The sequence below is a fragment of the Thermogutta hypogea genome, assembly GCF_055386265.1.
Genome location: NZ_AP042425.1, coordinates 1,526,234 through 1,538,783, shown reverse-complemented (window position 1 = coordinate 1,538,783; position 12,550 = coordinate 1,526,234). Strand labels below are relative to the sequence as shown.

At 62.2% G+C, this 12,550-nt stretch carries 9 protein-coding genes and 1 tRNA gene; 2 read left to right on the top strand and 8 right to left on the bottom strand.

Translation table 11 applies throughout. The features are described 5' to 3' along the window. Nucleotides 1-150 precede the first annotated feature (150 nt). Nucleotides 151-224, top strand: a tRNA-Arg gene (locus tag ACZ5B4_RS05465). 553 nt (nt 225-777) lie between these two features. On the opposite strand, the gene ACZ5B4_RS05460 is transcribed toward ACZ5B4_RS05465, so the two are convergent. Together ACZ5B4_RS05460 and ACZ5B4_RS05455 are read right to left on the bottom strand one after the other, a co-directional pair. Then, nucleotides 778-3,894, bottom strand: a complete 3,117-nt coding sequence (locus tag ACZ5B4_RS05460; protein WP_464913421.1) for an FG-GAP-like repeat-containing protein — start codon at nt 3,892-3,894, stop codon at nt 778-780. A 32-nt stretch (nt 3,895-3,926) separates the two neighbouring features. Further along, on the bottom strand, nt 3,927-5,537 hold the full coding sequence (locus tag ACZ5B4_RS05455) for a sulfatase-like hydrolase/transferase (protein WP_464913420.1): 1,611 nt from the start codon (nt 5,535-5,537) through the stop codon (nt 3,927-3,929). Here ACZ5B4_RS05455 and ACZ5B4_RS05450 point away from each other — a divergent pair. Further along, a complete protein-coding gene (locus ACZ5B4_RS05450; protein ID WP_464913419.1) occupies nt 5,453-6,538 on the top strand; it encodes an IS630 family transposase in 1,086 nt (361 codons plus the stop codon). The two genes, ACZ5B4_RS05455 and ACZ5B4_RS05450, sit on opposite strands and share 85 nt — an antisense overlap. Nucleotides 6,539-6,658: 120 nt before the next feature. On the opposite strand, the gene ACZ5B4_RS05445 is transcribed toward ACZ5B4_RS05450, so the two are convergent. From ACZ5B4_RS05445 to ACZ5B4_RS05420, 6 genes are all read right to left on the bottom strand, one after another. Continuing rightward, the gene (locus tag ACZ5B4_RS05445) at nt 6,659-8,059 is read right to left on the bottom strand and encodes an FG-GAP-like repeat-containing protein (protein WP_464913418.1); all 1,401 of its coding nucleotides are present in this window, start codon (nt 8,057-8,059) and stop codon (nt 6,659-6,661) included. Then, the gene (locus ACZ5B4_RS05440; RefSeq protein WP_464913417.1) at nt 7,941-8,513 is read right to left on the bottom strand and encodes an FG-GAP repeat domain-containing protein; all 573 of its coding nucleotides are present in this window, start codon (nt 8,511-8,513) and stop codon (nt 7,941-7,943) included. The genes ACZ5B4_RS05445 and ACZ5B4_RS05440 overlap by 119 nt, the downstream gene beginning before the upstream one ends. A 151-nt stretch (nt 8,514-8,664) precedes the next feature. Next, nucleotides 8,665-9,470, bottom strand: a protein-coding gene (locus ACZ5B4_RS05435) for an IS5 family transposase (RefSeq protein WP_464913989.1) whose coding sequence is annotated in 2 segments (ribosomal slippage) — nt 8,665-9,125 and nt 9,125-9,470 — 807 coding nt in all. Because the reading frame shifts where the segments join, the coding sequence is not laid out codon by codon here. 384 nt (nt 9,471-9,854) lie between these two features. Continuing rightward, nucleotides 9,855-10,868 carry a DUF1573 domain-containing protein gene (locus tag ACZ5B4_RS05430; protein WP_464913416.1) on the bottom strand — a complete coding sequence of 338 codons (1,014 nt, stop codon included), beginning with the start codon at nt 10,866-10,868 and terminating at the stop codon, nt 9,855-9,857. Between the two features lie 75 nt (nt 10,869-10,943). Further along, nucleotides 10,944-11,294: a hypothetical protein gene (locus ACZ5B4_RS05425; RefSeq protein WP_464913415.1), complete on the bottom strand. Its 351-nt coding sequence runs from the start codon at nt 11,292-11,294 to the stop codon at nt 10,944-10,946. A gap of 196 nt (nt 11,295-11,490) precedes the next feature. Beyond that, complete coding sequence (locus ACZ5B4_RS05420; protein ID WP_464913414.1) at nt 11,491-12,522, bottom strand: hypothetical protein; 1,032 nt, start codon at nt 12,520-12,522, stop codon at nt 11,491-11,493. Between the last annotated feature and the right edge of the window lie 28 nt (nt 12,523-12,550).

Genomic DNA, 12,550 nt, shown 5'->3' with positions numbered 1-12,550 from the left:
CGGCTGGTTGCCGCCGATTTGTCGAGGCGCAAGCGGTGGTGGGTATCGGCTCGACGGGTGTTAGGCGGCCGTCGACCTGTTTGACGGCGGGTTCGCGTTTTTGTCGGGTTATCCCAACTCCGACGTTTAGTCGGTGCAGGTTTGTGCTTGGTCCCCGTGGCTCAATCGGATAGAGCGTCGGCCTCCGGAGCCGAAGGTTACAGGTTCGAGTCCTGTCGGGGACGCTCCGCTTCGCCCCACCCCGCCTCGGACGGCGCAAGTGCTTAGCGCTTGCGGTGTCTCGCCTTCCGGCCGCAACTCTAGCCCACCTCGCGGCTTCTGACGGTCGCGCAGACCGATGCTCCGCCACCATTTGGCCCGGATTTCCGCGCAAATCAGTGCAACCCGATGCAACAGCCGGCAAGCAGTATAGCACCCCGGCGCGCCCCTCGGACCCAAACGAGAGCACCACGGGAAGCACTGCGGCGGGCCAAATGGGCCCGCAGGACGCCCAATGGCGCCCAAGTCGCCATGCCTTCGGCGCAGCCCGCTGGTATGTCGCCGCCGACGACGAGGGCACTTGCTGCGTACCTCGCCTTTGGCCAAGCCCGGGCGATGGACCGCGACTCCGCCGTGGAAAAGCTCCCCACCTAGCGGAGGAACGATATGGTCGTCGTCTCCTGCCGGCCGTGAGCGGGCGCTAATGTTGAAGGCAACGTCGGCAAGAAGGCACGTCGGAACGCAAGCTAGAGGCGTCATCGACCCCTTGCCGCTTGAGCCTTCGGCTCCAATTTCGACCTATGGCACGGACACGACGGGCGAGATGCTGTTTCTGTTCAGATTTGCATCGAGGTATCTATTGGCCAAGACATGGGTAAATCGGCAGCTCGCACCGTTCAGCAGCGTCACGGAAAGGTCCACGCAGTTGTGCTTTCCAAGCCCGAAGTGGGCCTCCAAAGGACTGCCGCTCTTGTAGCTCTGGTTAGCGGCGATCACGCGCATCCCCAATAGTCGGGCGGTTTCTGGCTCCCGCACTTCCACCCGGGCGCCGATCACTTCGGCATCCGTCACGCCGCTGAAACGCAGGCGCAGCCAGTGGTTTTCTTTACCTCCGTGCAGGCCGGTGTTCCAATAGACCTTGCTCTCGTAGCCATCCGTGCTCAACACCACACCGGAGTTGTCCGGATCGGCGGCGAAGACGAGGTCGAGCAGACCATCGTTGTTCAGGTCGGCCGCCTCGCCGCAGATGCCGTTGCTGTCGAGGCCGCTGAACGTCGTCGGTTTCGGCTCGAAGGTGCCGTTGCCGCGATTCATGAACAGAACGGCGCGGGCTTCCAGATTCGGTGACGCGTGCCGGTCTTGGACGACGAGGTCCACCCAGCCGTCACTGTTGAAGTCGCCAAAGATCGCGTCAGCAAAATACGGACGCCGGTCGCCGGGTTGCAGGAGCGCGCCGGGCCGGCCCACCGGTTCGCGCATCTCGAAGAACTTGCACCAGTCGCGATAAACCCAGTTCAACGCCGACAACCCGGCGGCCTCGGTCATTTCCTGAAACTGGAAGCCGCCCTTGTTCCGCCAGAACCGGCCGCCGACGTACTCAGTGCGTGGCACCCAGTCGGGGCTGGCCGGGCCGACGGCGAGCACGTCGAGCAAGCCATCGTTGTCAACATCGGCCAGCGAGATATACGGCAGGCCAGGCGCTTTGCCGACCGGCTCGGTGCTTTGTTTGTCGGCGCTGAGTTTCAGGTGCGCCTCGCAGGCGAGGCCGTTGCCGGTGATCTTCTCGAACTGGAGCCGGCCGGTTTCGACCAGCAGGTTCTTCCAGCAAAACACGCCTTGCCGGTATTCGATGGGCGAATACGGCGCGGCCAAGTCGAGCACGTCGCAGTGGAACGACTGGATGAGATCGAAATCGCCGTCGTTGTCGAGGTCGCGAAGGTTGATGTCAGGACCGGCCTTGTCCTTGGCGCTGTCGTGGTAGAAGCCGCCAAAGTCTGGCACAAGATCGGTGCCGTCGATGTCTTCAAAATGGCCATCCTCGAATTTCGCGCCATTCGGCTTGAAGATGTAGAGCCGGCTGTGTGGTAGGCCGCCCATGGCATTGCCGATGTTGTCGCAGCCGATGGCGATGTCGAGCCAGCCATCGCGGTTCACATCGCCGAAGCTCGGCTGGCGATTGTAGGCCTTTTCGTTCTGGATGCCCATCTTCGCTGACACGTCGCGAAACACGTCCCATGCCCCCTCGCTAAGATAAAGACCGTTCCCCAGCCTTTGGTCGCGCGGATTCGATTGGCCACCGGACATCTGCGCGTGGCGCGTAACGAACAAGTCGAGAAACCCATCGCCGTTGAAGTCCGCCAGGTTCGGCACCTGACCGCGTCCGAAACTTTCCGGCGACACCTTCGAATCGAGCAGCTTGACGGTGTGCTGGTGAAACTGGAAGTCGCCGTCGTTGATAAACACACGCAGTTTTTCACCGGCTCCCCAACTTCCGCCGGCGCCGCGCGGCGGGGAATACGTTGCCACAATGTCGAGCCAGCCGTCTTTGTTCAGGTCCACGATGGCGACACCGTTCATGCCTTCCTGAATGCTGGTGAACCCGGGCACAACGATGCTTTCGAACAACTGGCCGCGACCCGCTGCGTCGCGCGACGCATCGCCGTCGGGCATCTTTTTCAACGGCGGCTCGCCGGGACGCTGCTCAGCGATCTCCTCCTTGTGCGGCTGTGGTTTGATGTCGCCGTATTGCTGCCGGATGCGTTCGAGAGGGGATTGCCGGCGCGGACTTGGATCGGTGGATATGGCGCCGCTCTGCCGGGACGCCGCTAGGCCGGGACTGGCTGGGCGCGCTGCCGCAGTTGTGATCGCGTCTGCCGGCGCTTGCTCGATGTAGATGCGATTGCCATCGGGATCAGTCACCAACAAACGATTCTCGCCTTCCACTTTCGCTCCACGTTTCGTCAACCCTGCGCGCGCAGCGACCAGATCGGCGACACGCAAGGTCACGCTCCGCAACCCCGGCGCATCCGGCCCGGCGGCGGCCTCGCGTGGACGCTCGCCCGGTGGCGCGGAAAACTTCACGCGGCCTGCGCCGGTCGCGAACAGAAACATCCTCATGCTGAACGGCGGCGGCAGATTCCATGGATCGAATTCCTGCAAGCCGAGCGTCTCGCCGTAGAACTTCCGCGCGGCCGCCTCGTCGCTGACGTTCATGCCCCACGTGAACGTCTCCGCCGACGCGCTGCGCGGCACGCCCATGATCTCGACCACGTTGTTCTCGGGATCGCGCGTCATGCTGACGTTGCGGCCCTTTACCGGTGCCGGATAACCGGCTTTGACCAGCCGCTCCCCGACTGCCGCCGGGTCGTTGAACCAGAGCGAGAACCACCGGAAGCCGTTCTGTGCGAGGATCTGTTTCATTGGATTGCCGGTTTGTGGCGGAGGTTTTTCGCCCGGAACCTTGCGCAGCCGCAGATAGCAGCCCGCCCACTCCAGCAACGCGCCGCTGGCACTCGGCGCCTCCACCTCGCGCATCCCGATTCCGTCCCGATAGAACTTCGCGCACGCCTCGACGTCGCGCACGCAAAGCTCGAACACAGCGTCCACCACCTGAAGTTCGCCGTCTTTAGGCGATTGCGCAGGCTTCTCGTCGGCCGGTTCGGGCTGCTTCGCCCCCGGCGAGCCTTGACGACGGCCCGCAAAATGTGCCTGGGCTTCCTCCAGCGTGACGAACCCGTCGCCACCCCGATCCATTTGTTTGAACAACGGACCGGGAAACTCCTCGGCACTGATCTTTCCATCCCCGTTGCGGTCGAGTCGATTAAAGCGTTCGGCCAGCCCCCCTTGCCGGGGCTTCGCCGCCTTGGGCTGCTCCTGACCGGTGGCGGCGGTCGGGGCTGTCAACAGTGCCAACATGAGGCACAGTCGTATCGTCGATCGCATGATATTTACTCCTTCTCCGATTGTCTTTGTGACGGAGAATCGCCTCGGCGGCTGCGCGAAAACGCCCCCTTGGCCTCTTCCAACGTAACAACGTTATCGCCGTTGGCGTCCATTTGCTTGAACAACTGGGCGTTGGGGAACTCGCCGGGCGTGAGCTTGGCGTCGCCGTTCTTGTCGTACTGTTTGAAACGTGACTCGATGCCGCCACGTTGAGCGGCAGGGGCTTTGCCCGCCGCACCGGTTTGGGTACGCCCGTCCTGCCGTACCCATTGCGCCGGCATCATCTGTCTATCCCATGCGGCGTAAGCCGCTTCGATTTCCTTCAGCTTTGCGGGTTCTTTGGCGGCAAGGTCGGTCGTCTCGCCGATGTCGTCCTTGAGATTGAATAGCTGCGGTGCGCTGCCGCGCTCGACCACAAGTTTCCAGTCGCCAACGGGCGCGGCGTGTTTCTGGCCGGCACGCCAGAAGAGCTTGTCGTGCGGGCGGCCCAACTGCTCTCCAGTAAGGAAAGGGAGAAGGTTCACGCCGTCCAGTGGCTTGTCGGTCGGCAAAGGAATACCGGCAGCCGCCAGTGCCGTGGCGTGAATGTCGAAAGCCATGACCATTTCGTGATAGACCATGCCCATCGGGAGTTTACCCTTCCACTGCATGAGGAACGGCACGCGGATGCCCCCTTCGTAAACCTGGCCTTTGTAGCCGCGCAGCGGATCGTTGCTGGCTGTGGTCTGTGGCGTAGGGCCGCCATTATCGCTATAGAAGAAGATCAACGTGTTCTCCTCCTGGCCCAGGGCGCGGACCTTTGCGAGCACTCGGCCCACAGCGTCGTCCATGGCCGCGACCATCGCTGCGTGGATTTTTCTCGTGCCACTGAGAGCGGAAAATCTGGAAGTGTATTTCTCCGGTGCCTCCATGGGAGAATGCACCGCGTTGAACGCGACGTAGAGGAAGAACGGCTTGTCCTTGCTGCGGTCGATAAACGCTACGGCTTCGCGGGCGAATGCGTCGGTAAGATATTCCTTTTCGTCGGTGACCAATTGGCCATTGCAGATGATCGGGTCGCTCTCTCGCGGATTGTCCGGATAGTAGCTTCGCGCGCCGCTGAGGAAGCCGTAGTGATAATCGAACCCGCGCTCGTGAGGGCGCAACCCCTCCTTGAAGCCGATGTGCCATTTGCCGACCATGCCGGTGGCATAACCGGCTGCTTTCAACCGTTCGGCCAGCGTCGGCTCGGAGCGCGGCAGGCCGAAATTCTCGGCCGCGAAACGCTCCGGCCCGGAGTTGTGCTCGAAGCCAAAGCGATGCTGGTAGCGCCCACTCATCAGTCCCGCGCGGGACGGGGCACAAACTGGGTGCGTCGCGTAACCGTCCGTGAACAACACTCCGTTCGTGGCAAGCGAATCGATATTTGGCGTAGGGATATCCTTGCATCCGTACACACCTAGACCGGCATAGCCTAGTGTAGTGTCTTGTAATTGAGGGAACTTATCCATGGCCGCCGGCGTCTCACTCTCAGACCGAGGAGGATGACGCCATGCGAGTTGCGAAAGCCATCGAGTTGAGTGACGCGGAACGAACGACGCTGACGAAATGGTCGCGGGGTCGGAGCACGCCGGCACGCGTGGTGTTGCGTGCCAAGATCGTCCTGGCCGCGGCGGCGGGCAAGCGTAACGACGAGATTGCCGCCGAACTCGGCTGCACGCGTCGCACGGTGGGAACGTGGCGGACCCGCTTCCTGGAGGCGGGCCTGGCGGGCCTCGACAAGGACAAGCCGCGCGGCGGTCGCAGACCGAAGGTCCGCGCCGCCAAGGAGGCGGAGATCCTCCGCAAGACGACGCAGGAGAAGCCCGCCAACGCCACGCACTGGTCGACCCGCTCGATGGCGAAGGCCGTGGGGGTGAGCAAGGCGACTGTGCATCGCATTTGGCGTGACCACGGCTTGAAGCCGCACTTGGTGAAGACCTTCAAGGTCTCCAACGATCCGCGGTTTGTCGAAAAGGTCGTGGACCTCGTAGGCCTGTACCTCAACCCGCCCGAACACGCCTTGGTGCTCTCCTGCGACGAGAAGAGCCAGATTCAGGCGCTCGATCGCACGCAGAAAAGTTTGCCGCTGTATCCCGGCCGGTTGGGTACGCTGACGCACGACTACAAACGCCACGGGACGACGACGCTGTTTGCGGCCATCGAGGTGGCTGAAGGCAAGGTCATCGCCGAGTGCATGCCGCGACATCGCCATCAGGAATGGTTGAAGTTTCTCAAGAAGATCGATGCGGAGACGCCGCCCGAACTCGACTTGCATTTGATCGTGGACAACTACGCCACGCACAAGCATCCGAAGGTGCAGCGGTGGCTGGCACGGCACCAACGCTTTCACATCCACTTCACGCCGACGAGTAGTTCCTGGCTGAATCTGGTCGAACGCTGGTTTCGCGACATCACGGATCGCCGCATTCGCCGCGGCGTCTTCAAGAGCGTTCGGCAGTTGGAACGGGCGATCTATGAATACATTGCCGATCACAATGCCAACCCCAAGGGCTTCACATGGACGGCCAAGGCCGAGGCGATCCTCGCCAAAGTCCGTCGCGCCCGCGCCGCACTGGATAAGGTCCCATCTGAGTGAGACACTACACTAGGTCGTCGGCGAGAAAGATAACCACATTAGGCCTCCGCTCGGCGCCGAGTAACGACGCCAGCGGGCAAAACGTTGTGAAGACGATCGTGAGGATGATGAGGTTGTTCTTCATGATCTGGTCTCCTTCCGGACAGGGGTTACTTGTGCAAAACTGAGGTTCAGATCGAGGAACTGATCGGCCTTCACGCCGGTAAACGTCACGGTTTTGCCGTTGAGTAACGTGACTTTAACATCAGCAGCAGTTGCTTTGCCGAGGCCAAAGTGGGCTTCCAGCGCGCCGCCACTCTTGTAGCTGTGGTTGCTGTGAATCCAGCGGTATTGCTTCTCGCCCCCGGCAGTGAGTTCGACGCGCGACCCGATCAGTTCGGCGTCGTTCACGCCGCTGAAACGCAGGCGCAGCCAGTGATTTTCTCGCGCGCCGTGAGCGCCGGTGTTCCAATAGACTTTGCTCTCGTAACGCCGGATGTCGGTCGTGCCGCCGGTGTTGTCCGGGTCAGCGGCGATGAGCAAATCAAGCAGGCCATCGTTGTTCAAGTCGGCGGCTTCACCGGCGATGCCGCCGGCGTCGAGGCCACTGAACGTGGTCGGCTTCGGCTCGAAGGTGCCGTTGCGTCTGTTCAGGAAGAAGAAGCTGCGGACGACAAGGCCAGGAGTTTCGCGGCGGTCGAGCACGACGAGGTCCTGCCAGCCGTCGTTGTTGAAGTCGGCGAAGATCGCGTCGGCGTAGTAAGGGCGGTTATCAATGGGATTGGAGGGCGCAAGGCCGGGCTGGCTGGCGAGCTTCGGGACGCGCGGTTTCCAGTTCAGGTGAAAGCTGGACAGCGGGCAGTCGAAGAACGCATACCATTGCCGGTAGGTGTTGTTGATGGCCGCCAGGCCCGCCGCTTCCGTCCGCTCCTCAAACTGGAACCCGCCAAGATCCTTCCAAAAGCGGCCGCCTACATACTCGACGCGCGGCGACCAACTTACGTCGCTGGGGCCGGTGGCAAAGATGTCCGGCAGGCCATCGTTGTCCACGTCGGCCACGGCGATGTAGGGCAGGCCGGGGGCCTTCGCATCGGAGGCGGGTTCGTAAAGCTGTTTTTCGCGGTTGTAGCGCAGGCGCGCCTCCGCGGCGAAGCCGTTGCCGGTCACCTTTTGGAACTTCAACGCGCCGGTTTCGACGAGCAGATTCTTCCAACAGAACAAGCCCTGCCGATATTCGCCCGGCGAGAACGGCAGCAGCGGCTCACGCACGTCCACATGGAAGGACTGGAACAGGTCGAGGTCGCCATCGCCGTCCATGTCGCGCAGCGTGATGCCGGGGCCGGATTTGTCCCGCGCGGAGTCGTGGTAGAAGCCGCCGAAGTCTGGGACAAGGTCGGTGCCGCCGATGTCTTCAAACTTGCCCTCATCGAACTTCGCGCCGTTGGGCTTGAAGACGAACAAACGCGACCACGGCAGGCCGCCTTGTGCGTTGCCGATGTTGTCGCAGCCGATGGCGATGTCGAGCCAACCATCGCGGTTCACGTCGCCGAAGCTGGTTGTAAGCGGTCGCATTGGCAATGCCGAGTTTGTCCGAGAGATCGCGGAACTTGTCCCATGCGCCATCGCTTACCAACAACGTGTTTCCACCGCCCACAACACTGGCGCGCATCTTCCCTGCGGCCATCGCGGCGCTGCGGGTGATGAAGATGTCGAGGTGCCCGTCGCCGTTGAAGTCGGCGAGGTTCGGAATTTGGGTCCGCTGGCCGAACCGCTCCGTCGTAAGCGCGGAGCCACGAATCTCCAGCGTGTGCGGGCGGAACCGGAAGCCGCCTTCATTGATGAGCACGAGAAGTTGATCCACCGCTTGACGCAGCGGGATGCGTTCGACGTTGCCGGTAGCAAGCTCAACTCCGGCGACGGCAATGGGCGGCGTGAGCGTGGCCACGATGTCCGGCAAGCCATCGTGGTTCAAGTCCGCGATGGCCAGTCCGTTCATCCCTTTGCGCACGTCGGTGAAACCGGGGACGTGGACGCACTCGAAAAGATGCCCCGTCCCAGCGGCGTAATCGCCCCTCTTCCGAACAGTCTCAGCCGTTTTTCAACCTGCCAATCGGAAACAGTTCCCACAGTTCGTCCTTTTAGGGGCTCTAACAAAACTCCATGACCCGGTTCCAGCAGATCATGGCACAACCGATGAACAGGAACGCATCGTGAAGATCCGGTCGTTTCTCGTAACGCACCCGCAGACGGCGCCAGTTGAACAGCCAATCGAAGCAGGCTTCGACGACGTAGCGGAACTTGCCCAGGCCACTGCCATGTTCGGTGTTGCGACGGGCAATCAACGGCCGAATGCCGCGCTTCCGCAAGGGCTTGCGAATCTTGGCCTCGGCGTCATACGCGCGATCCGCGAGCACCTCGTCGGGCCGCTTGCGCGGCGCGCCGCGAGGTTGTTTGATCGGAGGAACGGCATCAACCAGAGCAACGGCCATCTCCGAGTCGTGACAGTTCGCGCCGGTGTGGGCAATCGCCAGAGGCGTGCCGCTGCCGTCGACCATCAGATGGCGCTTCGAGCCATTCTTGCCGCGATCCGTGGGATTCGGGCCGGTCTTTGCCCCCCAAAAAGCGCCCGCACGGAGCAACTGTCGATGGCCGATGTTGACCAGTCGATGCGACCGGCCGCCCCCAGTTCGTCCAGCAGCAGCCTCCAGATCTTCTTCCACACACCGGCTGCATGCCAGTCGCGGAGTCGCCGCCAGCACGTCATGCCGCTTCCGCAACCCAATTCCTTCGGAAGATACTCCCAGGGGCAACCGGTCTTCAGCACGAAAAGAATCCCCGTCAGCGCGGCGCGATCGGGAACACGCGGCCGGCCTCCTTTCGGCTTGGGGCGTTCGGGCGGTAGGTGTGGCTGGATTCGTTCCCACAGCGCGTCGGGCAACAACGGCTTCGCCATCATGTCCTCCTTGACACTTCCGTTGGCTAACCAGGCTGGCCCGAGAGTTAAGCAGCATTGCAAAGACTAGGCAAGAGCGGTTTTGTTAGAACCCCTAAGGAGATGGTATGAATCGGATTTGCGGGCGGTGAACTCCGGGGAGGTAAACTTCTCCCGGAGTAGACAGGTCACAGGCTATATCGACGTATTGAGGCAGGCGACCTCGTGAAGGAAGAGATTGGTCAGACCTGTGGCCGCAGCGTCACCATGAGGCCCGAAGAGGCGACCTCGGATAGGAGTTTGGTGACCCAGCGAAGCACGTCTACTCCCACTCGGTTTGGATGATCCCAAAACCCTTGAGGAGGAGTGACGCGGAATGACTAAATCGTGGACGCCGCAACCGTCTCACGGCCCTTCGCCCGCATTCCCCGCCGCCACCATGTACAGCGTTTCCACCTCGACCGCCGGCTCCGACGGGTCGTCGGTCTCGATGCGCAGCTTGCCCCGGTGCAGCCCCGCCGACGCCCCGCCCGCGTACGACACGCTCACCCGGTGCAACAGGCCGCCGGCCAATGCCTGATCGAGCACCTGGAGCGTCGGGTCGCTGCTTTCCAGCTTGGTGATCTTGAACGGCCCTTCCGGCCGTCGCAGGATCACCGAGCGGGTCACCGGCAGCGGGCTCTCCGGGTCGATGCGCCCCAGGTAGACGCTTGTGGGCGAGGCGATAATCCCCTTCTCGCACGGGATGCGCAGTTGGACGCTCGGCTCGCTTTTCGAGTTGGTGGCAATCGAGACCGTCAGCCACGAACGGCCCGACGGCGCAAGCTCATCCACGCTCAGCGTGACCCGCCAGACGCCCTTTTGCCCCTCCACCGGCTCCACCGCGGCCTTGGCGTAGCGGGCGCTTACAGCGGCCCCGGTCACCTGCAGCGTCTGCGCATCGCCGCTCCGGTCCGGGCGGACCTTCACTAGGAACTCCTCCCGCGTGGTTTCGCCTTGTTTCAGCCGCAACACCTTGCCCTCCGGCCGATCCACGTCGAACAGCGACGTCACCTGCAGAGTGAGCGTCAGGCGCAGTTCAGGCTGCGCCGGGTCGTTGGTCGAAAGCGTGATCGTCTTGTGGACCTTGCCCTTCATGCCCGCCGTGCGCACCTCGGCCTCCACCTTGCCTTGCTCGCCGGGCGCGATGATCTTGTCGTACTTGGCTACGGTGCAGCCGCAGTTGGGCTTGGCCGTGATTTCCAGCGGCGCTCGGCCCGCGTTCTTCAAAACAAAACAGAACCGCGCCGTCTCGCCCCGCAGCACCTCGCCAGCGTCGATCTCGCTCTTCTCCACCTGGAGCGCGGGCGTCTCGCCCGCCCCAACCGCCCCTTGCCCCAGCCACGCAAGGCAAAGTGCAAAGTGTAAAATGCTCTTCATGGATCGCCTCGTCGCAACTCTTAATGCTTGGTTAGGACTTACTACCCAGCGATTAGCACGCTGCATTCTTCTTTCTCAGGCAGACGGGTCGACGATGCTTATGCCGTCGCAGGTCTCGTCGGCAGACAGGTCTTCCGAATACAGCGCGGTCGCGTCGCTTTCCTTGTACGCCGCCAACAACATGCCGACCCAGTGCGTCAGACTGCAACGCGAGCGCAGCTCGAACAAGATCCGAAACACGCTCTCGGTGGGAATCCGCAAGGAGAACATGGCGCGAAAACGAGCGAAGGCCGACTCCGCGGCGGCCGGCGCGCCATTGCCGGGCGTTGCCCACCCTGCGTCGCGGGATGCAGTACCGAATACTGAGTACTGCGTACTGAGCGCTCCGCCCCGCCCGCCATCGCGGCGAAAAACGGTTCCTGACACCTTTTCCGCCTTCTACGCGCAAAACGCTCCGACGCGTTGGAGTCCCGCCTTCAGGCGGCTGCGGCGTCGCACGCACCGCGCGCATTGGGCGGCGCGGCCGGCCAAGCCGCCGACCTCGCCGCCCGCGCGCCAAGAGTTAAGAGTTACAAGTCAAGACCTGACCCCAAATCTTTCCTTTCCGGCCGTTTTCCGAGCTTCACGGTTGTGGTGGTAGTGGCTGTTCGTCTTCGCAGTGGCCCGGGCAACCCGTCAGATTACCTGTATTGAACAACTCTAACTTCGCAGTGAGATCCGACGTCTCGCGGGGCGCCAAACTGTCTTTGCCAACCGGTGGAACGACCAAGTTGCCGATGAGCGCGTCCGCGAGTGCGATCGCGTTATCCGCAACCTGGCAGCTTGCGCCGTTATTAACATTTAGCTTTGCCGCGATCAACTGATGCGCCAGAGAAATGAGCCCGTTTCCTTCGACGGGCTGGTCAAGGATCCTAAGTAGCTGCGCTTGCGTGTAGTTCACCGTGCCGAGGGTCAGTCCGTTTTCCAGTACGTCGCTCGGCCAATTCTCTGGGTGGTTTTTCCAATAGCCTTGCGACAGCGTGCAAGCCGTTACCTGGCAGCATACCGGGCCCGGGACGCAAGCGTACCCCGGCAGGCCGTCCTGGGGGAGCTGGCCGTTTTTGTCTGTACGGACATCCTGGTTTCCCGCCTTGGTCGCCACGAGCACGCACCCGTCCGCGCAAATGGTGAACCCTTCCTTTAACTGTGACGCGTCCAGCGTGAACTCGTAAACGTGGCAACCGCTGCCATAACCTTCTGGGGTATTAATTTTGACCCCGAAGACTCCGGTAGTCGGATCCGTGCCGCACAAGGCATCCACCGACTCATCGTCGAACTTCGCGCTCACAAGAAGGTTACAGATTTCGGCATCCTCGGGAACGCACTCGCCAAGCTGATCCAGCGAGACTACGAAGTGGCTCAAATCCTTTTGGGTTGTCTCTGGTGTCTCTGGCTTGCACACCTCGTACGTGAAGGTAACGTGGTTGCCATCCCACTTGAGCCCGAGAAACGTGACGGTGAACGGCTGGGTGCCGCTTGTTGTCGCCGGCTCCTCGCACGGGGCTTCGCAGGTCGGTAGGCCGAGTGCGACGGTCGTCGCGAACCCAACCCCCGCCAGGCCGACGAGCAGCGACATGGGCGTCTTCCACAACATCCAGAACTTGTGCTTTCTCATTGTGCCCCCTCCAAAGAATGAAAAGGTT